The organism is Rheinheimera sp. (genome assembly GCF_037442525.1).
GTDB lineage: Bacteria > Pseudomonadota > Gammaproteobacteria > Enterobacterales > Alteromonadaceae > Pararheinheimera.
Map to the genome: position 1 here is coordinate 192474 of NZ_JBBIQD010000005.1, position 24592 is coordinate 217065.

Annotated in this window: 21 protein-coding genes; all 21 read right to left on the reverse strand. The window is 52.8% G+C overall.

Annotated features, from left to right (window positions below):
* Positions 1–23: 23 nt before the first annotated feature.
* The 21 genes from WKJ03_RS10230 to fabD all read right to left on the reverse strand — a co-directional run bounded on the left by WKJ03_RS10230 (position 24) and on the right by fabD (position 24581).
* Positions 24–2033, reverse strand: a complete 2010-nt coding sequence (locus WKJ03_RS10230) for a metallophosphoesterase (protein WP_337842098.1) — start codon at positions 2031–2033, stop codon at positions 24–26.
* A 61-nt stretch (positions 2034–2094) separates the two neighbouring features.
* Positions 2095–4875 (reverse strand): TonB-dependent receptor, encoded by a 2781-nt coding sequence (locus WKJ03_RS10235; RefSeq protein ID WP_337842099.1) that lies wholly within the window; start codon positions 4873–4875, stop codon positions 2095–2097.
* 361 nt (positions 4876–5236) lie between these two features.
* On the reverse strand, positions 5237–5737 hold the full coding sequence (locus WKJ03_RS10240; RefSeq protein ID WP_337842100.1) for a GNAT family N-acetyltransferase: 501 nt from the start codon (positions 5735–5737) through the stop codon (positions 5237–5239).
* Positions 5738–5796: 59 nt separating this feature from the next.
* Complete coding sequence (locus WKJ03_RS10245; RefSeq protein ID WP_337842101.1) at positions 5797–6177, reverse strand: hypothetical protein; 381 nt, start codon at positions 6175–6177, stop codon at positions 5797–5799.
* 101 nt (positions 6178–6278) lie between these two features.
* A complete protein-coding gene (gene prpF / locus WKJ03_RS10250) occupies positions 6279–7481 on the reverse strand; it encodes a 2-methylaconitate cis-trans isomerase PrpF (protein ID WP_337842102.1) in 1203 nt (400 codons plus the stop codon).
* 91 nt (positions 7482–7572) lie between these two features.
* Entirely contained in the window at positions 7573–10158 is a 2586-nt protein-coding gene (acnD, locus tag WKJ03_RS10255) for a Fe/S-dependent 2-methylisocitrate dehydratase AcnD (protein WP_337842103.1), read from the reverse strand.
* Between the two features lie 56 nt (positions 10159–10214).
* Positions 10215–11345 carry a 2-methylcitrate synthase gene (prpC, locus tag WKJ03_RS10260; protein ID WP_337842104.1) on the reverse strand — a complete coding sequence of 377 codons (1131 nt, stop codon included), beginning with the start codon at positions 11343–11345 and terminating at the stop codon, positions 10215–10217.
* A gap of 37 nt (positions 11346–11382) precedes the next feature.
* Positions 11383–12273: a methylisocitrate lyase gene (gene prpB, locus WKJ03_RS10265; protein WP_337842105.1), complete on the reverse strand. Its 891-nt coding sequence runs from the start codon at positions 12271–12273 to the stop codon at positions 11383–11385.
* Positions 12266–12985 carry a GntR family transcriptional regulator gene (locus tag WKJ03_RS10270; protein ID WP_337842106.1) on the reverse strand — a complete coding sequence of 240 codons (720 nt, stop codon included), beginning with the start codon at positions 12983–12985 and terminating at the stop codon, positions 12266–12268. The genes prpB and WKJ03_RS10270 overlap by 8 nt, the downstream gene beginning before the upstream one ends.
* A 507-nt stretch (positions 12986–13492) precedes the next feature.
* Entirely contained in the window at positions 13493–14275 is a 783-nt protein-coding gene (locus tag WKJ03_RS10275; RefSeq protein ID WP_337842107.1) for a YchF/TatD family DNA exonuclease, read from the reverse strand.
* 10 nt (positions 14276–14285) lie between these two features.
* Entirely contained in the window at positions 14286–14612 is a 327-nt protein-coding gene (locus tag WKJ03_RS10280; protein ID WP_337842108.1) for a PilZ domain-containing protein, read from the reverse strand.
* A 10-nt stretch (positions 14613–14622) separates the two neighbouring features.
* Positions 14623–15522 carry a DNA polymerase III subunit delta' gene (gene holB, locus WKJ03_RS10285; protein WP_337842109.1) on the reverse strand — a complete coding sequence of 300 codons (900 nt, stop codon included), beginning with the start codon at positions 15520–15522 and terminating at the stop codon, positions 14623–14625.
* A gap of 3 nt (positions 15523–15525) precedes the next feature.
* Positions 15526–16158: a dTMP kinase gene (gene tmk, locus WKJ03_RS10290; protein ID WP_337842110.1), complete on the reverse strand. Its 633-nt coding sequence runs from the start codon at positions 16156–16158 to the stop codon at positions 15526–15528.
* On the reverse strand, positions 16158–17168 hold the full coding sequence (mltG, locus tag WKJ03_RS10295) for an endolytic transglycosylase MltG (RefSeq protein WP_337842111.1): 1011 nt from the start codon (positions 17166–17168) through the stop codon (positions 16158–16160). Before mltG ends, tmk begins: the two co-directional genes overlap by 1 nt.
* Positions 17165–17929, reverse strand: a complete 765-nt coding sequence (pabC, locus tag WKJ03_RS10300; protein WP_337842112.1) for an aminodeoxychorismate lyase — start codon at positions 17927–17929, stop codon at positions 17165–17167. The genes mltG and pabC overlap by 4 nt, the downstream gene beginning before the upstream one ends.
* Positions 17930–18034: 105 nt before the next feature.
* Positions 18035–18553, reverse strand: coding sequence for a DUF6702 family protein (locus WKJ03_RS10305; protein WP_337842113.1), 519 nt, complete (start codon positions 18551–18553; stop codon positions 18035–18037).
* Positions 18553–20964: a M1 family metallopeptidase gene (locus WKJ03_RS10310; protein WP_337842114.1), complete on the reverse strand. Its 2412-nt coding sequence runs from the start codon at positions 20962–20964 to the stop codon at positions 18553–18555. The genes WKJ03_RS10305 and WKJ03_RS10310 overlap by 1 nt, the downstream gene beginning before the upstream one ends.
* Positions 20965–21105: 141 nt before the next feature.
* Entirely contained in the window at positions 21106–22341 is a 1236-nt protein-coding gene (fabF, locus tag WKJ03_RS10315; protein ID WP_337842115.1) for a beta-ketoacyl-ACP synthase II, read from the reverse strand.
* A 185-nt stretch (positions 22342–22526) separates the two neighbouring features.
* A complete protein-coding gene (gene acpP, locus WKJ03_RS10320; protein WP_337842116.1) occupies positions 22527–22763 on the reverse strand; it encodes an acyl carrier protein in 237 nt (78 codons plus the stop codon).
* A 127-nt stretch (positions 22764–22890) separates the two neighbouring features.
* A complete protein-coding gene (gene fabG / locus WKJ03_RS10325; RefSeq protein WP_337842117.1) occupies positions 22891–23637 on the reverse strand; it encodes a 3-oxoacyl-ACP reductase FabG in 747 nt (248 codons plus the stop codon).
* 8 nt (positions 23638–23645) lie between these two features.
* Complete coding sequence (gene fabD, locus WKJ03_RS10330) at positions 23646–24581, reverse strand: ACP S-malonyltransferase (protein WP_337842118.1); 936 nt, start codon at positions 24579–24581, stop codon at positions 23646–23648.
* Positions 24582–24592 lie beyond the last annotated feature (11 nt).

The window sequence follows — 24592 nt, forward strand, 5'->3', positions numbered from 1 at the left end:
GGAACACCCCCTGCCCTTGCAGTCTAGTCCTTCAGCAAGGCGCCGCTTTGCAAATCTACGCTAAAGCGGCGATTGGGCAGCCCCTGCTGAAAGCCATTTAAAATGGCAAACAACAAAGCAAAATGCTGCTGACTGTAGTGCTGCAGGCTGAGCTGCTGCCAGTCCCGGCTCACCACAGCAGGGGCGGCCCCCAATTGTTCACCCAACCAGCGGTACTGGGCCAGACGACGCTCACCAATATCTGTTATCGCCAACTCGCCTGCATTTTGCAGCCGGTAAAAATCCACCGCCACCTCAAAACCGGAGATCTGGCTGAGGTCAGCCCAGTCTTGCCCTGCTGCACTGGCCTGTTGCTGCAACTGCCTGGCCCGAGCCTGATAAGCCGGTTGTTGCAATAAGGCAGCTAACTGCGCCGGTGCTTTCAGGTAGCTCGCCAGACTCAGCTCACCAGGTTCTGACGCCAACAGCAGCATGTGGCCGGCATTCAGTTGCAACAACAAGCTTCTGAGTTGTTCCGGCCAGTCCTGTGGCAAAAAGCGTAACCGGGTTAACTCCTGCAAATGGCCTTTGGTAAAGTCACGGTAGTTTTTTGCCTGCAACAGTCCGAGATCCCACAGCGGTTCGCCATGCTGCTTCAGTTGCTGCCATTCGCGCTGATACAAGCCAAACAAGGCGGAAAAGCCGGGTACCTGCTGCAGCAGGATGGTGTCGACTTTTACTTTTTGAGTGTTTTGCAGCGTCAGCAGCTTATAAGCCGGCACATAAGCCGCTAATGACGGCGCCTGAATATTCACCAGCTGGCCACCATCTTTGGCGGGCACAGCGGCGGTATTATTTAAATGCATATGGCCAGCCACATGCAGTCGTAACCCGGTGTCTGCTAACAGAGCACTGGTTGGCGCCAGCGGCACCCGGCTTAACTGGCCTTGGTCCTCACCAAACAACTGTTCGATAGCAGCACTTTGGCCCTGATAAAACTCGGCCATCGGGAAATGGCTGAAGCTCAACAGCGTTTTCCCCTGCGCTTTGGCGCGACTGACCACAGAACGGATCCAGGGCAGTAGCTGCGGCTTGTAGGTCAACAATTCGTTGTAGCCCGCATTGCCGGAGCCCGCATACTCCAGCTGGCCATTCTCCAGTTTGGGCTTGTAGACATTGGCGTCAATCGCCAGTAACCAAAGCCCAGGCACAGGCTCCACCAGGTAGCTGGCATCCGGCACAAGCTCACAGACGGGTGCCGCACTGCGTTGGTTAGCGCTACTTTGATTGGCACTACCTTGGTTGGCACAGACCTGGTACTGACGCTGCTGTAACCCACTTTGTGCTTTGGCGCTGCTGTACTGATAAGGCTGGTCAAGCTGGCTATACGGACTCTCCCAATACAGATCCGATTCGCTCGGATAAAAGCCATAATCGCCCAGCAGCTCCAGCACACCGCTGTAGCCCAGATGGCCCAGCTCAGCCGAGCAAATCAGCCGTGCGGCTTTGCTGGCAGACTGACACTCTGCGGAATCCGGGCTGTAAATCGGCTGAGGCCGGGCGTCGCTGCCCAAAAAATCATCTTTACCACCGGCACTGGCAAAAGGCCGCACCGGATCATGATTGCCCAGCGTCAGGAAAAAGCGCATGCCATGCTGCTGTTGGTACTGCTGCAACAGCTGCTTCAGGCCGCGTAAATGCACCGGCTGACCGTCGTCACTAAAGTCTCCCGGCAACACCACCAGCTTGACCTGACGCCGGGCGGCATCATCAAGTGCCGCTTTCAGCGCAAAGTAGTTTTCGTTAAATAACCGGGTGGAATGCAGCTGCGCAGCCATAGTGCGGATAGTCGCGAACTGGCCGCTCTGCTCGTCCTGGATGCCACGAAAGCTGTGGTCGGCGAATTTGGCGTACACATCATGAAAATGTGCGTCCGGCATAAAGGCAACCTGAAGTGGCTGCTGCGTCGATACGGCAAAGGCTGCACTGCTGAAGCTGGTCAGGCTGGCGGTCAACAGCAGAGCGCTAAAACGAAGAGAACCAGAGAACGTCATTGGGTCCTGTCCCTTAAAGAAAAAGGCCACAGCAGTGCTGTGGCCTGGAGCGCCGAATAGCTTAGAAATCGGCTCTTAAACCCAGGCTGTAACGACGGCCCGAGAACTCATACATCACCGGGAAGGCCGGTGTCAGGGTGTAACCTGAGGTCTCTTCATCGGTGATATTAATGCCCTTCAGACTGACACGGACATTGTCCGTCAACTGGTAACTGACAGATAAATCGGTCTGGCCATAGGCATCGCGGTACACCGGATACATATTCAGGTGAATGTATTCCACGTATTTATCCTTGTAGTTGTAGGACAAACGCGCGTCAAAGCTGTCGTTTTCATAATACAAGGTGAAGTTATAGGTCTTATCCGCCAGGCCTTCCGGCGGTGTTGGAATACCCAGGGTGGACGAACCGGTCAGCGTATTGTCCAGCATGGTGTAGTTGCTGTTAATACCAAAACCTTCCAGTGCCGGGCTCAGTGCGTCCAGTGGCAACTGAGCAATCAGCTCCAGACCTGTCACTTTGTAAGAGCCCTCGGCATTGACCGGCTGATAGACATCGAAGTCGTAGTATCCATCCAGCGAGCCGTCGGCATTGCGCTTTTCGACATTTTCCACCACACCGGTCAGGGCTTCGCGCACCACCCCTTCAATGTTTTTCCAGAAGTAAGACGCAGCCAGAATACCGCCGTTTTCCATATACCATTCCACGCCAGTTTCCCACTGTTTGGCCTGGGTTGGCTGTAAATCCGGGTTACCGTCTTTAAAGCGGAACTCGTTCCAGCTGACACTGCGTTTGTACGCGATGTCGGTTAAGGCCGGACGCATCAGGGTTTCTGAGGCGGCAGTACGCCAGATCACGCCATCGGTAAGCTCAACCGTCAGGTTGAAACTTGGCAGTACATCCTTGTAGTTACCGTCTTTTGACACCGGATCTTTGGTGTAACCCGTGCTGCCATCAGCATTCTGGATGGGGTGGTAACCAAAAGAGGTGACATCGGTATCCACGGCGCGCACACCGGCATTCAGTTTGGCTGGCAACGAGGCCAGTTCAAAATCGAAATTCGCCATGGCATACAGTGCAGTCACTGACTCATCCACACGGTAGAACTGATCGACCTGGAATGGTGTGTAGAAACCGGCGTAACGGAATGTACGGCGGGCATAATCATTCGACACCTGCATCCAGTTCAGATCTTTTGGCCGGTAAGCACCACCAGGCACTATGTCTGAGATGTAGCCCAATTCACTGTCCTGCAAGGTACGCTTGTTGACCCAGGAGCTGTCACCGGCGGCCGGGCCCTGAATTTTAATGGCGCCAAACTGACGTTCTTTTGACTTGTCGGTGTAACGGGCACCAAACTCCACTGAACTTAATGCAGCCACTGCGGACCAGTCGATATCGCGTTTAAAATCCAGCTGGGCCGCATATTTATCGTCGGACACCTGCTCCAGCTCAGTTTCATAGGCCTCAAACAGATATTTGCTGGCCGCATTGTACATATCAATGGTGGCCGGGTTGGCGCTGGGAATGGTCTCACCGCCTGTCGTTGTCCAGCGGGTGCGGGAAGGTGCATAAGCCACATGCTTCAGGTTGGCGTAGTCGGCCGTTTTATCGGCTCCTGAATAGCCCAGCAGCGCTTTGACATCCCAGTCATTCAGCTGCCAGTCCAGGGTGGCGCTGTATTGGTTGTATTCGGTTTCGTTAATCCGCTCTTTGCTCAGAAACTCATGCTGGGTAGCGGTGTAAGACACGTCAGTCAACACCACCATGCCGTACTCAGCCAATGTAGTGTCGTCATAAGAATGAATGGTTTCCAGGGTGCTGCGGCTGGAAGCGGAATAAGCCGCTGCATCGTATTCATCTTCCGTGCTGTCGTAACGGCCCAGCATCGCATCCAGCGTCAGGCTGAATGCAGAACTTGGTTTGTACTGCACAGAGGCTGTGGCGCCCCATTTATCCTGCTCGTTCAGATAAGCACGGTCGCCTACTTTGTCCTGGAAAATAATGCGGCTGGTTTCGTCTTTATTCATTCTGTCCTGCACCACAATACCGGCGTCACGGGCCAGCACAGCAGCGGCCTGAGTGGAACGGGTGCCAGAGGCTTCCAGAAAACGGCCCATAGGACGGAAATTAATACCTGAGTTGGAGTCGGTTCTGTTGGTCCGCTCGGCTTTGGAAAAAGACACTAACGCACCCCAGTCACCAAAAGTGTCACTGGCCATCAATGAGAATTTCGGATCGACTTCTTCTGAAATGGAGTTATGAGCCCCTTCTGCCGACAGCACCAGTTGGCCTTCGCTGAAGTCAAAAGGTTTGGCGGTACCAATCAGCACTGAACCGGCAATGCCGCCCTCCTCATCCGCTGCAGTGGGCGACTTTTGCACTGTCACGCTTTGAATAATTTCAGAGGCGAAAATATCAAACTCCACGTCGCGGCCACCGCTGCCAGAGGCTGTCGCCAGGTTGTTGATGGACACATGGGTAAACTCAGACGGTAAAGAGCGCACATTCACCTTGCTGCCCAGGCCCTTGCTGCGTTCAATGGTCACACCAGGCATACGCTGCAGCGCTTCGGCCAGGTTTTGCTCCGGGAAATCGGCAATGTCGGTGGCCACAATAGAATCTGAGAAGCCAATGTTTTGCTGTTTCATGTCCACAGCACGTTCCAGGCTTTTGCTGTAACTGCCTTTGACGGCAATGACTTCGACCTTTTGCTCACCGCTCTGTGCGGTTTGTGCCAGCACAGGGCTGCTTATTAAGCCGATCAGCACATGCCCTACCGCCAGACTGATCAGCGTCCGCTTGGGTAATGCACAGCTTGTATGGTGTAAATGCGCTTTCATCAGGGTTCCCTTCACATCAGTTTTTGTTGGTTTTCGTCGCAACACCGCTTTCGGCCTTGCGTTTGATGGGGGGCGAGATTACAGCGTCATTGTGATGGTTTTATTGCATACTTTTTTTGAATCAATGAGTTATTCACAGTGTAAGGATCGTCAGCAGCAATGCTTTCGCCAAAATTCTGAGGTATTTGCCGCTTAGCTTTTCTGAACGAAAGTAAATTAAAGCAAATACTTTCAAACGCTTAATGAAAGCACTTTCAGCAGAACTGCGCCGAAGTTTTCTGCACCACGCACCTGGCTCTGCCAAACCGGGCAGGCAGGGCGAGGCGGTTAACAGCCGGAATTTTACGATGGACAGCAGGAACTAAAAGAGCTGTTTGTGCATATAAAGGGCCTGTTCCGGCTGGTAGCTGTGCAGCATGGCCTGCTGCTGCAAAGACAACGTCTCAAGGATGGAAAAACCCAGTTTATGCCAGTATCTTTCTGCGCCCTGCACCGCCACCAGCGTCAATGAACCAAATTGCTGTTGCCTGGCATAGTGTTCCGCATGATGGAGTAGCAGGTTCGCCAGACCTGCCCCCCGGCTGGCCGACGACACCGCCATATCATGCAGGTACAGGGTATCTGGCTTGGCACACAGACTGAAATCAGCCCCCAAAGCACTGATGTTCCCATAGGTTGATGGGTAGCTCAGTAAATAAGCATGCAGCTGCCTGTCTTTGAATAACCCCCAGCAGGAAGCAGAAAATCCTTCGAGACGCCCTTGCATCACGGCTGCACTTTCATTCAGTGCCAGTGGATAACATTCAGCTTGTAAGGTTAATAGGGCAGGTAAATCGGCAGGACATAAAACGCGCAGTTCCATCAGGGGCACCAGTCGAAAAACAAAGCAGCATTGTGTGTCAATGCTGCCAGCAGTGCAACTTAGTTCAGGCTTTGCAGCAGGGTTTTATCCAGACCGTCGCCGGACAATAATTTCACCACGGCTTGACAGTGATCAATGGTAAATTCACCTTCAGCAATTTGCTGGTTTAACGCTTCACGCCGGCTTTGCACCACTGCAGCCACTGTTGCTTTGTCGTCTCCCAGCTTTTTTTGCAGCTTATCCAGCCAGGGGTAGAGCTGAGCTTCGGTCAGATAGGCTTCCTGCCGGACTTCTGGGTGATAATCCTGGCAGGCATTCACATTCAGCAAATAGAAATTCAGGTAACCGGCCACTGTCAGTAATTGATAATTTTTGGTTTCGGCACTGACCGGGGCCGCAACCACCACTGAAGCAAACAGCACAGCAAGCAACTTTTTCACATTCCACTCCAACTGATAAATCCGATACGCACCCTAATCTACAAGCACTGCAGCTGATTTGCAATCTGCCGTTTTTTTCAATCAGCTGCGCTGCCCCCCCCTCACTGCCCCTGGTTTGCACCAGGTTCTGCAGGAACCCGCACCCATCCTTCCATTAATACGCGGGCACTGCGGCTCATAATGGCTTTGGTCACAGTCCAGCTGCCGTCCTGTAAGCGGGCCTCAGCGCCCACCCTTAAGGTGCCGGACGGATGACCAAAACGCACGGCGCTGCGCTCGCCACCGCCAGCCGCCAGATTCACCAGAGTACCGGGAATGGCCGCCGCCGTGCCTATGGCCACCGCACAGGTGCCCATCATGGCGTGATGTAACTTGCCCATCGACAGCGCCCGCACCAGCAAATCCACCTCTGCCGCATCAACCGCTTTCCCGCTGGATGCGGTATAGCTTGTTGGCCGCGCGACAAAAGCTATTTTTGGCGTATGCTGACGGCTTTGTGCTTCGCTCAACTCCTTAATCAGCCCCATCTGCAAGGCACCATAAGCCCGGATTTGTTCAAAACGCGCTAAAGCCGCAGCATCGTTATTTATGTCATCCTGCAGCTCAGCACCTGTGTAGCCAATATCAGCCGCATTGACGAAAATGGTTGGAATGCCCGCATTGATAAAGGTTGCAGGAAAGCTGCCAACATCGGGTACAGTTAAAGTGTCAACTAAGTTTCCAGTTGGAAATAGAGAACCGCCACCTTCGTTGTCATCCTCCGCCGGGTCAACAAACTCCAGCTGCACTTCAGCCGCCGGGAAGGTCACGCCGTCCAGCTCAAAATCGCCCATTTCCTGCACCTGGCCATCCTGCATCGGAATATGGGCCACAATGGTTTTCTGAATATTGACCTGCCAGATATGCACTGTGGCCAGGCCATTGGCGGGTAAAGCGGCGGCATCAATCAGGCCTGACTGAATGGCAAAAGAGCCGACCGCCGCCGACAAATTGCCACAATTGCCAGACCAGTCAACAAAGGCTTTATCAATAGACACCTGACCAAACAAATAATCGACCTGATGGCCTGCCTGGCTGCTTTTGCTGACAATCACGGTTTTACTGGTGCTGGACGTGGCGCCGCCCATGCCGTCAATTTGTTTGCCGTACGGGTCCGGACTGCCAATCACCCGCAGCAACAGTTGGTCGCGCGCAGGCCCCGGCTGCTGCGCCGCTTCAGGTAAATCCTGCAACCGGAAAAACACGCCCTTTGAGGTTCCGCCACGCATATAAGTGGCAGGGATTTTAAGTTGTGGTTTAAACATTTAGCCTCCTGCGGCTAAAAACATGGGCGCAGCAAGCTACGCCCCTACAATCAACAATGAATAACAGTGGTGTTCCACAGTTCCATGACCATCAGGCTTCGCCAAGGAAGTCTTTGGCAAAACGCTGCAGCACCCCACCGGCTTCGTAAATCGACACTTCTTCAGCTGTGTCTAAACGGCAGGTGACCGGCACCTCCAGCCGCTCACCAGTAGCGCGATGGATCACCAGCGTCAGCGTGCAACGTGGCAGTCGTTCGCCAATCACGTCATAGGTTTCAGTGCCGTCAATGCCTAAAGTCAGACGGTTCACGCCAGGCTTAAACTCCAGCGGCAATACCCCCATACCAATCAGGTTCGTGCGGTGAATACGTTCGAAACCTTCAGCGACAATGACTTCCACGCCAGCCAGACGCACACCTTTGGCGGCCCAGTCGCGGCTGGAGCCCTGGCCATAATCGGCACCGGCAATAATGATCAGTGGCTGTTTGCGTTCCATATAGGTTTCTATGGCTTCCCACATCCGTGTCACTCTGCCTTCTGGCTCAAGGCGTGCCAGCGATCCCTGCATCACTTTGCCATCCACCACCACCATTTCGTTCAGCAGTTTGGGGTTGGCAAACGTAGCTCGCTGCGCCGTTAAATGGTCGCCCCTGTGGGTGGCGTAGGAGTTAAAGTCTTCTTCAGGTAAGCCCATTTTCGCCAGGTATTCGCCAGCCGCGCTGTCGGGCAAAATGGCGTTGGATGGCGATAAGTGGTCGGTGGTGATGTTATCGCCAAGAACAGCCAATGGCCTCAAACCGCTTAAGCTGCGCTCACCCGCTAAGGCCCCTTCCCAATAAGGTGGACGGCGAATGTAAGTGCTCTGTGGCCGCCAGTTGTACAAAGGGTCCACTTTAGTGCCGTAATCGACGTTCAGGCTGAACATCGGCTCGTACACTTTGCGAAACTGCTCAGGTTTGACGCTTTGCGCCACCACAGCATCAATCTCAGCATCACTAGGCCAGATATCTTTTAAGGTCACAGGCTTACCGTCGTTATAGCCCAATATGTCTTTTTCGATATCAAAACGCACAGTACCGGCGATGGCATAAGCCACCACTAAAGCCGGAGAGGCTAAAAACGCCTGTTTGGCATAAGGGTGAATACGGCCATCAAAGTTGCGGTTACCGGAAAGCACCGCGGTCGCATACAAGTCCCTGTCGATAATTTCCTGTTGGATGGCAGGGTCGAGCGCACCGCTCATGCCGTTACAGGTGGTGCAGGCAAAAGCCACAATGCCAAAACCCAACTGCTCCAGTTCCGGCAACAGAGCCGCCTCTTCCAGATACAGCTGCACCGCTTTGGAGCCCGGTGCCAGTGAGGTTTTCACCCAGGGTTTGCGGCTTAAGCCCAGCTTATTGGCATTACGTGCCAACAAACCGGCGGCGATCACATTGCGTGGGTTACTGGTGTTGGTGCAGCTGGTAATGGCGGCGATAATCACAGCGCCATCCGGCATCTGGCCATCAGCCGGTGCGGTAAAACCTGTGGCAATACCGGCTTTGGTTAAATCCGCTGTCGCCACGCGTTTATGGGGGTTGGACGGGCCTGCCATATTTCGGACCACAGTCGACAGATCAAAGGTCAGCACCCGCTCGTACTGAGCTGTGGCTAAATCGTCGGCCCATAAGCCCAGGGTCTTGGCATAGGTTTCCACCAGCCTGACCTGTTTGGCATCGCGGCCGGTCAGCGTCAGGTAATCCAGGGTTTGCTGATCTATAGAGAACATGGCAGCGGTGGCGCCGTATTCAGGGGTCATATTGGAAATGGTAGCCCGGTCGCCCAGGGACAAATGCGCCACCCCTTCCCCATAAAACTCCAGATAAGCCGACACCACTTTTTCTTTACGTAAAAACTCAGTCAGCGCCAGCACTAAGTCGGTTGCCATAATGCCGGGTTGTAACTTGCCGGTCAGCTCGACGCCAATAATATCCGGCAGCCGCATCCAGCTGGCGCGGCCCAGCATGACGTTTTCCGCTTCCAGCCCTCCTACCCCAATGGCAATGACGCCCAGCGCATCCACATGAGGGGTATGGCTGTCTGTGCCCACTAAGGTGTCCGGGTACGCCACACCATCTATGGCATGGATGACAGGCGACATCCGCTCCAGGTTAATTTGGTGCATGATGCCATTGCCCGGTGGGATCACATCCACATTTTTAAAGGCAGTTTTGGTCCAGTTAATAAAATGGAAGCGGTCATCGTTGCGTCTGTCTTCAATGGCTCGGTTTTTCTCAAAAGCGTCTTTTTCAAAACCTGCATGCTCGACGGCCAGCGAGTGGTCCACGATCAGCTGGGTCGGCACCACAGGGTTGACCAGCGCCGGATCGCCGCCTTTGCTGGCAATGGCGTCACGTAAACCGGCTAAATCCACCAGCGCGGTCTGGCCCAGAATATCGTGACAGACCACCCGGGCCGGAAACCAGGGAAAATCCAGCTCTTGTTTGCGGTTTATCAGCTGCCATAAATAGTCATTGAGTTGTGCCGGGTCGGCGCGGCGTACCAGGTTTTCCGCATGGACGCGCGAGGTGTAAGGCAAAGTGGCCCAGGCACCTGGTTTTAACTGGTTGACCGCCTGGGCGGCATCAAAATAGTCCAGGCCGGTATCGGCCAGGCTTTTACGAAAATTGCTATTCATCTTGTCCATCCAAAAACAGCGGCCGGGGCCGCTGCTGTTTTAGTTCTGTTACCTGCTTAGCCACGTGCTGCCAGTGGAGTCACAACGCGTGGTTCTACGCCCACATAGTCTGCACTTGGGCGAATAATACGGTTGTCCGCACGCTGTTCCATCACATGAGCTGCCCAGCCGGTTAAGCGTGAGCAAACGAAAATTGGTGTGAACAGCTTGGTAGGAATGCCCATGTAGTTGTAAGCCGAGGCGTGGAAGAAATCGGCGTTACAGAACAGTTTTTTCTCACGCCACATCACAGCTTCACAACGCACTGAAATGTCATACAGCATGCTGTCGCCATTGGCCTGTGCCAGCTTTTCTGACCAGGCTTTGATCACCGCGTTACGTGGGTCCGACTCGGAGTATATGGCATGGCCAAACCCCATAATTTTTTCTTTACGCTCCAACATGCCTAATAAAGTGGCTTCGGCATGATCCGGGTTATCCATCTTTTCAATCAGCTCCATCGCCGCTTCGTTGGCACCACCGTGCAGTGGGCCACGCAAGGAACCAATGGCCCCTGTAATGCAGGAATGCATATCCGACAGCGTGGACGCACAGACCCGCGCCGTAAAAGTTGACGCATTAAATTCGTGCTCTGCATACAGTATTAACGACGCCTGCATCACTTCGACATGCAGCGCTTCAGGTTTTTTGTCATGCAAAGTCCAGAGGAACTGCTCAGCCACAGAATCGGCCTCAGTCTCCACGTTGATGCGTTTGCCATGGTGACTGTAGTTGTACCAGTAGTTGATCAGGCCAGGGAAAATCGCCAGTAAGCGGTCTGCGGCGTCCTGTTGCTCTGCAAAACTGTGCTCAGTCTCCAGGTTACCCAGCATAGAACAGCCGGTGCGCATCACATCCATAGGGTGAGCGCTGGCCGGAATACGTTCCAGCACTTCTTTCAGTGCAACGGGCAAGCTGCGCATCGCTTTTAACCGCGCTTTATAGGCCGTTAATTCAGCCTGAGTTGGTAATTCGCCTTTTAAAATCAGGTGCGCTACTTCTTCAAAACTGCAGTGGGCCGCTAAATCTTTTACGTCATAACCGCGATACGTCAGGCCTGAGCCGGTTTTGCCTACTGTGGATAACGCGGTTTTCCCGGCGATCTGGCCTCGCAGGCCTGCGCCCGTCAATTCTTTTGCTGCTGCCATCGGTTTTCTCCATCCAGTTGATTTGAAATTGGTTTTATTATTTGTTTTTGCCCTGAGCAAAGAGTGAATCCAGTTTCTGCTCATAGCTGTGATAATTCAGGAAGTCGTACAGTTCGACGCGGGTTTGCATGCTGTCGACCACAGCTTTTTGATCCCCGTTCGCCAGAATGGATTCATACACATTCAGGGCGGCTTTATTCATGGCGCGAAAGGCCGACAGCGGGTACAACACCATTTTCACACCCACAGCGGCCAGTTCATCTTTGTTGTACAAAGGCGTCTGACCAAACTCGGTGATATTGGCCAGCACAGGCACCGACAGCGCCTTGGTAAAGGCCTGATATTGCTCCAGCGTATGCACGGCTTCAGCAAAAATGGCATCGGCACCGGCTTCAACACAGGCCAAAGCCCGCTCAATGGCGGCTTCCAGCCCCTGCTGCTGCAACGCATCGGTGCGCGCCATCACAAAAAACTGCTCGTCGGTGCGGGCGTCAACCGCAGCTTTGACCCGGTCCACCATTTCATCCTGCGACACAATTTCTTTGTTCGGTCTGTGACCACAACGTTTTTGCATCACCTGATCTTCAATATGAAAACCAGCAGCACCGGCCCGGGTCATCTCTTTGACCGTGCGGGCAATATTAAAAGCGCCCCCCCAGCCGGTGTCGGCATCCACCAATAAAGGCAATTCAGTCGCACCTGTAATACGGCGGATATCTTCACAGACGTCGTTTAACGAGGTCATCCCCAGATCCGGCAACCCAAAAGACGCATTGGCGACACCGGCGCCAGACAGGTACAGGGCCTTGTGCCCTACCCGCTCCGCCATCATCGCCGTGTAGGCGTTGATAGTGCCCACCAGTTGCAGTGGTGCCTGTTCAGCAATGGCGCGACGCAGCTTGGCGCCAGGACTCGTTAAATTAGCCATCTGTGGTTCCCCGTTCAGTTAAGTGTTGTTCTATATTGCGTCTGGATGCGGCTATATGGCGGCGCATCAGTAAATCGGCCAGCTCGCCGTCACGGCAGGCAATGGCATTGAGAATAGCTTTATGTTCGTCAAAAGCCCGTGACACCCGAGGCCCATTCATGCCCATCTGCACTCTGTACATCCGTACCAGATAATAGAGCTCGTCACACAGAATATTGATCAGATACGGATTTTTACTGCCGAGAATGACACGGTAATGAAAGTCGACATCTCCGGCTTCCTGATAATAACTTTCGCCCTCACGCACCCGTTGTGTCGACAAATGCTGATCCAGCAGCTCACGCACCTGCTGAATTTCAGCCTCTGTCATATGTTCCGCGGCCAGACGGCAGGCCAGGCCTTCCAGCTCTTCCCGCAGCTGATACAGAGACCTCAAGCCCTCGACCGACAACTTCACCACCCTGGCACCGGCGTTGGGTGTACGTTCAATTAAATGGCAGCGTTCCAGCCGGGCTAAGGCTTCGCGCAGTGGAGCACGGCTTAAGTCAAAGCGTTTGGCCAGTTCGGGTTCGCTGATCTTTGAGCCTGCCGGGATTTCGCCTTCGACTATGGCACGTTGGATCTCCAGCAGCACCCGGTCGGCAGCAGTGACTGCATCTTTCAGATAAGGGTTCAGCATCAGATTGTCGACATAAAAATCAATGAACAGCATTTTTCGGCAAAAAAACTGCTCAGTCAAGCGTAAAGTCAAATATTATGTCGACATAAACCCGTATTAAAAAAACAGGGTGTCATAGGCCTTCACAGTGATTTGCTAAAAACAGTCATTGCCAGACCAGGTTTTACAGTTTTTATTAGATTATTTTTATCTAAATTAATAAAACTTTTAAAACAGAGACATCTATCAAACAGCTGTCACTGATCCCGAAAAACCAGGCGAAACTCAGGCAGGCTCTGAGCTCAGATGTGGATAAGCTGGGGGTAAAGGCGGGATAAAACCTGTATAAGCATGGCTATTGCAATAAAAACAAATAAATGTCTGCCGCAGCACTGACAGGAAAATTTAATATTCGTTGGCTACACTGAAAATCAAGTGAGTGGTTCGAAGTGACACCTCATCGTTGTCCCCTATAGCGCACGGCTCATTGAGATGAGCCATTCCCCTAAGCCCAGAATGAATCCCTTGATTCTGGGCTCCTTTTCCTTAAATTTCAGCGAGTTACTTTTTAGCATTCACCTGAGCAAAAAGCCGGTAGAAGTTCTCAGTGGTTTGTGCGGCCAGGGTCTCCACACTGACGGCCCGTTGCTCTGCAATGCAGGCTGCCACGGCGCTGACATAAGCAGGCTGGTTGGTTTTACCCCGGTACGGCACTGGGGCTAAGTACGGCGAGTCGGTTTCGATCAGCAGCCGATCGGCCGGTACTTTTTTAGCGACATCTCGCAATGAATCCGCATTGCGGAAGGTGACAATGCCAGATAACGAGATATAAAAGCCTAAATCCAAAGCCGCTTTGGCAGTCTCCCAGTCTTCGGTGAAACAATGCAGCACCCCACCGCATTGCTCAGCATGATGATCACGCAGCAGGTTCAGGGTATCGGCTCTGGCATCGCGGGTATGCACAATCAGCGGCTTGGCGACTTGTCGCGCCACGTCGATATGACTGACAAAAGCCTGCTGCTGGGTCTGTTTGGCATCCGGACTGTAGAAATAATCCAGTCCAGTTTCTCCCACTGCCACCACTGCCGGATCCTGACATAACCTGAGTAATAACGCCGGGTCTACACAGTCCGTCTGATGCAGTGGGTGCTCGCCACAGGACACAGAAACATGGGGGTATTTTTCCACCAGCTGCTTCATGGCCGGAAACTCAGCCAGAGACACCGACACGCACAGCATATGCTCGACCTGAGCCGCAGCAGCCTGTGCCACCACTTGATCTAAATTAAGCGCCAGTTTATCCCATTCCAGACGGTCTAAATGGCAATGTGAATCGACAAACAAACAACTTCTCCTAAAGGCTGTAGGTGGATTCATGTGAATCCAGCATACCGCTTAACAACTTTTCAATTTTATCCTGCAGCTGGTACTTATCATCAATAAAAACTATCCCTATACCTGCAGGCTGGGCGCTGTGCGCATTTTGTGGCGTGATCCAGACCACTTTGCCGCTGACAGGCAAGGCTTCCAGCGCATCCGGCAAGGTGACCCTTAATGCTAACGAATGCCCCATTTTATAGGGCCTGGCTGTGCGGACAAACAAAGCGCCATTCTTCATTGCAGGCATATAACTGCGATACAGTTCTTTTAAATCGGCAAAATCAAGCTGCAGTTCTTCCACATCCCCTCCACTACACCAAAGCAGTCCGGATAAAAAGCAATAACGCCGCCAGATTCAGCTGACTGTTCTGACCCGACACCAAAGCTCTGTCTTTCTGCCATTGCTGCAATTTGGCCACCAGCTGTAACTGTTTGCTCTGCACCCCTCCCGCTTTAGTCCAGAGCTGCTGTTTGAGAAACCAGTTCAGCGTCATCGGCAACTGTTCGTCGTCCGGCAAGGATTGCAACACATGGTATAAATCCAGCTTTTGCGCAACATACTGCTCAAGCAGCACCAACTGGGCCGAAATAGCCGCCGCCTTGTCAGACTCCAGTAATTCCAGAGCCAATAAGGGCGCACCTCCAGTGTAGTCCAGCAGAAAGTCAGGCACAGGCCGGCTGCTGTGTTGTTCCAGCCACTGCTGAATCTCTGCACCAAACACCGGGGCCAATGACCAGTGCTGACAGCGGCTGCGAATGGTGGGCAGCAACTGCGCCGGATGCGCACAAAGCAGCAACAGAAAACTGTCCTTTGGCGGCTCTTCCAGCGTTTTTAATAAGGCGTTGGCAGCGGCCTCTGACATCTGTTCCACATCGGGCAGAATGACCACCTTTTTCCCGCCTTGCTGAGCGGCGCCCTGCATAAAGACGGTCAGTTGCCGTATGGCGTCCACCCCAGTGTGCTGGTCTGCAGCCGGAGTCCATAAATCAGGATGATGTCCTGCTTTAAACAACAAACAGCTTTTGCACTGGCCACAGGCCTGCTCAGCCGCCGGCTGCCGGCAAAGTAAATAGCGGGCCAGTTGTCTGGCCAAAACCTGTTTGCCTGTGCCTTTGGCGCCGCTCAGCAGCAACGCATGTGGCAACTGCTGACGGGCAGCCAGTTGTATCAGCTGCGAACACAGGGGGATCAGCCAGGGGAAGTCTTTCACCTGTTACTCCTGCAGGGCGTCATACCAGCCATCCAATGCCTGCAAAATACAGAGCTGCACCTCTGCCATCGGCAGGCTGGCGTCAATCTGGACAATACCGGCTTCTTCCCTGGCAATTTGCTGGTACCTGGCGCGGGTGCGCTGAAAAAACGCCAGTTGCTCCTGCTCTATTCTGTCCAGCTCGCCACGGGCTTTGGCGCGGGCCAGACCTATAGCAGGGTCTATATCCAGATACAAAGTCAGATCCGGGCGCAACGAGCCCAATACCGCAGTGCGGATCTGATCAATCAATGATTCAGACAGTTGCCGGCCTCCGCCCTGGTAAGCACGGGACGACAGATCATGGCGGTCTCCCAGCACCCATTGCCCTTGTGCCAGAGCGGGTTCAATCCGGCTTTTGACCAGTTGCATCCGGGCGGCGTACATCAGCAACAATTCAGTTTCTGGCGCCACCTGCTCATCCTGCACCTGTTTGACCAAGGTGCGGATTTGTTCTGCCAATGGCGTCCCACCCGGTTCACGGGTGCTGATAAAGTCAATCTTGTGTTGGTTCAGCCAACGCTGCACTGTCTGAATGGCGCTGGTTTTTCCGGCGCCTTCCAGACCTTCCACCACAATAAAACGGCCCTTTTGCATTAGTTTTTCCCAAAAATATATTTCTGCACTGCGGCATTATGTTCGGCCAGCGTACGCGAGAACTGGTGTGTACCGTCGCCTTTGGCGACAAAATACAGCCAGTCGGAAGCCTCAGGTTTAGCCGCGGCCAGCATGGAGCTGTAACTTGGCAGCGCTATGGGGCCGGGTGGCAAACCAAAGTGCTGGTAAGTATTGTAAGGATGCGGGTTCTTTAAATCAGCCCGGGTAATATCGCCATTAAAGCTGTCCCCCAAACCATAGATCACCGTCGGATCGGTCTGCAGTTTCATTTTTAATTTCAGCCGGTTGACGAATACCGAACTGACCAGCGGTTTTTCAGGTTCATGGCCACTTTCTTTTTCCACGATGGAGGCCATGATCAGCAGTTGGTAAGGATTCTGGTACGGCACATCGGCAGCCCGTTGCTGCCAGGCCTGCTCAAGTTTTTGCAGTAATAACTGGTGGGCCCTTTTGAGTAAATCACTGGCCTTACTCTGAGCCGTGTAGTGGTAAGTCTCAGCAAACACCATGGCCTCAGGTAAGGTCGGTGCAGTGCCCCACTGTTCTGGCCAGCTTAACAATGCCGTTAACTCGGCTTCGTCCGCCAGGTCATACTGCAGATAAGGGCTTTGCGCCAGCCGTTGCAGGCTTTGCTTCAGCGTTTCCCCTTCCTTCAGCACCACGCTGAATTGGGCCACCTTGCCACTGGCAAACAGCTGCAGTACAGAGAGCACCGACTGACGCGGCTGCACCTTGTACACACCCTGATGCAATTTGCTCAGTTCAGGGTGAAACTTCAGATACAGGCTGAGCCAACGGCAACTGCTGCCCGATAACTGCCGGGTGTTCAGCCAGTTGCGGCACAGCTTTAGTGCCGTATCCCCTGCTTTGACTTCCGCATAGGCCTCACTGAACTGTACCTGAGTTTTTAACGCAGCCTGCCAGCTGTTCCACAGGCCAAAAGCACTGACCAGACCCACTAACAGGGCCACCATGACTGCACGAATCAATCCAACACTCCGTTCTGCACCGCCCGCACGGGCTCTAGATCATAAACTTTGTCGGCCAGTTGCCGCACCGGTACCACCTGCATCAGCGCATTGCAAAGAAAGATGGCGTCGGCCTGGACCAGGTGCGACAACGAATAATAGCCTTGTTGCGGCTGTAGTTGTGACAACAGCAGCTCACGCATCACCCCGGCCACACCAGCCTGGTCCAATTGAGGTGTGTGCCAGACACCACCGGTATAAAAAAACAGGTTCGCTGCGGTGGCTTCTGTCACTCTGTCCATGGTATCAAGCACCAGCAGATCATCCCAGTCTGTCGCAGCCAGTTCAGCTTTGAGCAACACCTGTTCCAGACGGTTGTTGTGCTTAAGCCCTGCCAACCGCGGCTGACAGCCTAATTTCAGTTGGGCGATGCCAACCCGGATCCCCTGCTGTTGCCAGGGCTGATAGTCGGGCATGGCAGCGACAGACAGATGCAAATGGCTTTCGACTATACCGCCGGCACCATATCCACGGCCACCGGCGCCACGGCTCAGCAGCAATTTCAGTACCTGTTCCGGCGCCGTAATGGCCTGCTTTGCTGCGGCGGTCAATTGCTGTTCATCAATTGCAGGCATATTCAGTCGCTCAACGCCCTGCTGCAACCGGTTTAAATGCAAGGGCCAGAGTTGCAACTGACCACGGCTGACACGCACTGTACTAAACAGTCCATCGCCGTAGTTAAAGCTGCGATCTGACGTGGTTAATTCTGGGTTGATTTGCATAACGCAATGAAGAACTTATTGAAATGCGGCAAGTATGCCTGAATTTGGCCCTTTTGAATATCAAAGGGGGCTAAGCCCCCTTTTGCTGGTATCCGTCAGCCCCCTTCAAAACAACAGCTGTTGCCAGCTTTGGCCTTTACGGAATTCGAGGCTGCGCACCTTACCGTCCTTTTCAACATTCACCAGATTCACCTGCTTAGCCCAGAACTGGTGCAGGCTGTTTTGCCTGATTTTTAAGCCGATGGCGCTGGTGTCAGGGCTGGCCTCCTGATACACCCACAAGTTATTGCCGTCTACCTCAGCCCCCAGCAATGTCAGGCTGACCGGTTTGGTGCCCTCAGCAAACAACCATTGCAGTTCAAACTCTGTCGTCACGTAGTCAGCAAACTGCATGCGGTTATGCTCATTCTGCAACAGGTCCACAGCGCCATGCTGATGAGCCGCTCCCGCTTCCTTCCGAAGATGGCGCAGCGCATGCTCAGCATCATGCACAAAAAACTTGTGCATGATTTCAAGCTGGCCAGAGCGCGGGTTAAACAACACAGTCGTCACCGCAGCATTTAACTGATGGGCCTGGCTTGCCAACGGCAGCAGGCTGAACACAAAAGCAAAGATCCAACGCATTAGTCTTGTTTCCCTTTCAGCTTGGTTTTACTGTCCTGCATCAGGTCCATCTCTACCCGGTCTTTGCTTTTCTCTCGTTTAAAGGCTTCCACCCGTGATGGGATAATGCGGCGTGGGTAGTGATTGTTTTCGACATTCACATCGGCAGTCAGCCACTTCGGATCCACCACAGCCTCGACCAGCTCTTTGTCTGTCACTATCAGCTTGCTGACCTGCTGGGCTGATTTGCGCCAAATTTCAGCCGGGATCTGCAGCTCTTGCACTGAATCGTCAGCAAATTTCAGCTGCAGCAGAACAGGCATCACTAAACCGCCCTGATTACTGAAGTTCAGCACATAGTAGTTTTTGCTTTCGTCCAGAGCCCTGTCCAGCGCGGTGCGCTCCCAATCATCCAGCTCTTTGTACCATTGCTGGTAGTTATTCCGGTCTTTATTGGTGACGGTGAACTGATCATTTTTGTCGTAAAAATCAGTGATATCTGGGTTACGTTCCACCCAGGTTTCACGCCCCTCAACTTTGTTCAGCTCCACAAAACGCGATGCGGGTTTATTCTGTTCTTCCTGCCGGCGTTTCTTCAGGTCAATGTCCGGGTTTTTGCTGTCTAAATTCAGCTGGTAAATCTGATCCAGGGAGATATCCACATGGTCAGTAGTGTAGAACCAGCCTCGCCAGAACCAGTCCAAATCCACGCCACTGGCTTCTTCCATAGTACGGAAAAAGTCCGCTGGCGTTGGGCGTTTAAACTTCCAGCGGTTGGCGTACTCTTTAAAGGCGAAATCAAAGAGTTCGCGGCCTAAAATGACGTCCCGCAGTATATTCAGTGCCACAGCCGGTTTGGTGTAGGCGTTCGGCCCTAAACGGCTGACACTGTCGGACTGTGTCATCACAGGTTCCTGCAGCTCAGATTTCATAAAATCGACGATGTCACGGGCTTCCACTCCCCAGGGAATTTGTGGGTCCCACTCACGGCCGGCAATACCGTCCAGAAAACTGTTTAAGCCTTCATCCATCCAGGTCCATTGCCGCTCGTCGGAATTAACAATCATCGGAAAATAGTTGTGACCAATTTCGTGGATCACCACCCCAATCAGAAAGCGTTTTTCCGCCAACGAATAGGTGCGGCTGCCATCTTTTTGCAGTTCGGTGCGGGGGCCGTTAAAGGTGATCATCGGATACTCCATACCGCCAACCGGGCCATTGACCGACTGAGCTGTAGGGTAAGGATAATCAAAGGAAAACCGCGAATAAACTTCGAGCGTGTGCACCACAGACTCAGTGGAATATTTCTTCCACAGCTCGCCCCCTTCTTTTGGATAAAACGACATCGCCATCACAAAGGGCTGGTCATCGCCGCCTTGCGCATACCCCTTGGCGTCCCAAATAAATTTACGCGAAGAGCCCCAGGCAAAATCACGCACATTTTTCGCGCTGAAACGCCAGGTTTTCAGCTCGTCAGTTGCCGCTTTTTCATTGTCCAGTGCTTCTGCTTCGGTCACTACAAACACGGGTCTTTTTGCGGTACGGGCTTGTTCCAGCCGTTGTTGCTGAGCCTTGGTCAGAACTTCAGCCGGGTTTTCCAGAGACCCTGTAGCGGATACGATGTGGTCGGCAGGTACCGTCAGTTCCACCTGATAGTCACCAAACTCCAGCGTGAATTCACCCTGGCCTAAAAACTCTTTATTGGTCCAGGCTTCGTAATCTGTGTAGGCATGCAGACGCGGGAACCACTGGGCCAATAAGAAAATATCATTGCCGCCTTTACGGGCGTCTTTTGGGAAATGCTCATAACCGGAACGGGCATTGACCGCATCTTCTTCCACTATGTTAAACGCAAAATCCATCACGAGCTCAACCTGCTCTCCTGGTTTCAGCGTTTTGGCTAAATCCACCCGCATATTGGTGCCGACTATGGTGGCTTTCAGTACCTGACCATCCGGGGTTTTAATGTCGCCCAGCTGATAACCCAATTCATGGTCGGCCATAAACTGCTGGCGACGCAGCTCACTCAGGCTCAGCTTACCGGCTTCGTCCGGGTTTGGGTTCACGCCATCAAAAGTGCGGCTCAGCTCCGCCATGGAATCTGACTTGAAGATATTCTGGTCCAGTTGAAACCAGAGGTATTTCAGGCTGTCCGGTGAGTTATTCTGGTAACGGATGTGCTGGCTGGCGGTTAAACGACGCTTGGTTTCGTCCAGCCTGGCTTTAATTTTGTAGTCCACCTGTTGCTGCCAGTAACCCGTGGCTGGTTCACCCGCTGCATTGCGGTAAAAGTTTGGCGTTGGCAGCGCCTCATCCAACTGACGGAATTTATCAACAAAATGGCCTTTGGTTTGCTGCACTGTGTCGGCCTGTACGGCCAAACCACAACTCAGCAAGGCGCTGAGTAAAATTGTTTTTTTATAGTTATTCATCACTGCATCCGCTCTGGCAAAACCAACAGATTAAGGTGCTTTGGCCTGAGACTCAATCGGCACTGGCCTAAAACTTTTGTGGCTTTGGCGCACAAAAAAACAAAGGCAGCCGAAGCTGCCTTAAGGATGCACAGGTCTGTCTCAGATCTTTTTAAACAGAATGGACCCGTTGGTGCCACCAAAACCAAAGGAGTTACAGAGTGCGTACTCCATTTTGGCATCACGGGCTGTGTGCGGCACATAGTCCAGATCACAACCTTCATCCGGATTATCCAGGTTGATGGTTGGTGTCACTTGCTGCTGTTGCAATGACAGTACAGTGATAATGGACTCGACTGCACCGGCTGCGCCTAACAGGTGACCCATCATCGACTTACTGGAGCTGACCATCACTTTGGTGTTGTCCCCAAAAACAGACTTAATCGCCATAGTCTCTGCAATATCACCGGCCGGGGTTGAGGTGCCGTGCGCGTTGATATACTGAACCTGCTCCGCGTTGACACCTGCGTCTTTCAAGGCATTTTTCATCGCCAGTGCGGCACCACGGCCGTTTTCAGGCGGGGAGGTCATATGGTAAGCATCGCCACTCATACCAAAACCAACCAATTCGGCATAAATTTTGGCCCCACGGGCTTTCGCATGTTCGTACTCTTCCAGCACAACGACACCGGCCCCATCGCCTAACACAAAGCCGTCGCGGTCTTTGTCCCAAGGACGGCTCGCCTGTTGTGGCGCCTCATTGCGGGTCGACAAGGCGCGGGCAGCACCAAAGCCCCCCATGCCCAGGCAAGTGGAGGCTTTTTCAGCACCACCGGCAATCATCGCATCGGCATCGCCATAAGCGATCATACGCGCCGCCTGGCCAATGTTATGCACTCCGGTAGTACAGGCAGTGACAATACTGATATTCGGGCCTTGCAGACCAAGCATGATGGATAAATGACCGGAAATCATATTGATAATGGTCGAAGGCACGAAGAAAGGTGACAAACGGCGTGGGCCTGAACCGATCAGCTTGCTGTGGTTCTCTTCAATCAGGCCCAACCCACCAATACCTGAACCAACAGCGACCCCTATGCGTTCGGCGTTCTGTTCGTTAATTTCCAGCCCGGCGTCTTTGACTGCCTGTAAACCTGCAGCCACACCGTACTGAATAAACAAGTCCATCTTCTTTGCTTCTTTGGCCGGGAAGAACTGTTCCACATCAAAGTTCCGCACCAGGCCAGCGAATTTAGTGCTGTAGGCTTCAGTATCAAAATGATCAATCAGACTGATACCACTTTGTCCTGACAACAACTGTTGCCAGCTGGATTGAACATCATTGCCCATTGGGGTCAACATGCCCATGCCTGTCACTACTACACGACGTTTTGCCACAGAATCCTCCGTAGTCGGTAAAGAATGTTTTGGGGTTCACCCTACTGCTCTATCGAGCATAGTAGCCGCAGATCGCTATACGAACCTGTGGCAGCTTCTGATCACCAGTGCAATCAGCGGAATTTACCCTCTTGGCGCACAAATAAAAACGGGTAGCATAGCTACCCGTTTCTATATCAAAAATCTTACTCAGCGTGAGCTTTGATGTAGTCGATAGCTGACTGCACTGTGGTGATTTTTTCAGCTTCTTCGTCTGGAATTTCAGTGTCGAATTCTTCTTCCAGAGCCATCACCAGTTCTACTGTATCCAGAGAATCTGCACCCAGGTCGTCAACGAAAGAAGATTCGTTTTTCACTTCTTCTTCTTTAACGCCTAATTGTTCAATGATGATTTTTTTAACGCGTTCTTCGATGTTGCTCATCTTTTCTTCCTTTTTCTCATATAAATCGCAACAAATAGTGCAATTTTGTGTGGCGGCTAGTGTATGCGTAAGGCCGGTCTGATGCAAGTAAAGGCCAATGCTTTTACTGCTGGTCAAACCTGATGCCTTACACCATATACATACCACCGTTAACGTGAATAGTTTCACCGGTAATATAAGCCGCCTGGCTGGACGCTAAAAACGCCACAGTGGCTGCAATTTCTTCTGGCTGGCCCAGACGATTCGCTGGAACCTGACCGAAAATAGCTTCTTTTTGCTCGTCGTTCAGCTCTTTGGTCATATCGGTGTCGATAAAACCTGGGGCAATTGCGTTCACCGTAATACCACGGGACGCCACTTCGCGAGCCAGCGATTTGGTAAAGCCCAACACACCGGCTTTAGCCGCCGCATAGTTGGTCTGACCGGCGTTGCCCATAGAACCCACCACGGATCCAATGCTGATGATACGGCCGAAACGCTTCTTCATCATACTGCGCAGCACAGCTTTACTTAAACGGTACACCGATGTCAAATTGGTTTGCATGATGTCAAACCATTCATCATCTTTCATCCGCATCAGCAAATTGTCGCGGGTAATGCCGGCATTATTGACCAGAATATCAATTTCACCAAACTGAGTTTTAATCTGTTCAAGACACTGCTCAATGGAATCCGTGTCAGCCACGTTCAGCACCAGGCCCTGACCACGCGCCCCTAAATACGCAGAAATAGCGGCAGCGCCGGATTCAGAGGTCGCGGTACCAATGACTTTGGCGCCTAAATCGGCCAGCTGTTCAGCAATAGCCCGGCCAATACCCCGGCTGGCCCCAGTGACCAGTGCAACCTGACCTTCTAACGAAATAAATGGCTTCATGCTTATCCTTATTCTGCAGCCAGCGCTGCTTTTAGTGCATCCAAATCTGGCACAGAGGCTGTCTTCAGATCTTTATTAATACGTTTAATCAGGCCACTCAGCACTTTGCCAGCGCCCAGCTCAATCACGGTGTCCACGCCCTGCGCGGCCAGCCACTCAATGCTTTCCGTCCAGCGCACCGGGCTATGCAACTGACGCACTAAGGCGTCTTTCATCGCGACTGGATCTGACGCTACCGAAACATCGACATTATTCAGTACAGGTATGACAGCTGTATGAAATTCGAGTGCGGCTAAATCGGCCGCCAGTTTTTCTGCGGCTGGTAACATCAAGGCGCAATGCGAAGGCACGGAAACAGGCAGAGGTAAAGCACGTTTGGCGCCAGCGGCTTTACAGAGTTCATTGGCCCGCTCAACCGCAGCTTTGTTGCCTGCGATTACCACCTGACCCGGACTATTGAAATTGACCGGCGATACCACTTCGCCTTGTGCCGCTTCTTCGCAAGCTTTGGCAATAGCGGCATCATCCAGACCAATAATGGCTGACATGGCACCAGTACCGGCAGGAACCGCCTGTTGCATATACTGGCCACGTTTTTCCACCAGCCTGACTGCATCAGCCAGGTTCAGGACACCAGCACAAACCAGAGCCGAATATTCACCCAAGGAGTGGCCCGCCAGATAATCCGGTTTGGCACCGCCCTGCTCCAGCCACACCCGGTACACAGCCACAGAGGCTGTTAATAATGCCGGTTGAGTGCGGTGTGTTTCATTCAAATCTGTCTCTGGCCCAGAGGAGACCAGTTGCCACAGGTCATAACCCAAGGCGTCGCTTGCTTCAGCAAAGGTCTGACGCACTGTGGCAAATTCAGCGTATAAATCGCTCAGCATGCCGACGCTTTGCGATCCCTGCCCGGGAAAAACAAGTGCAAGTTTAGTTGTCATAAGAAAGTCTG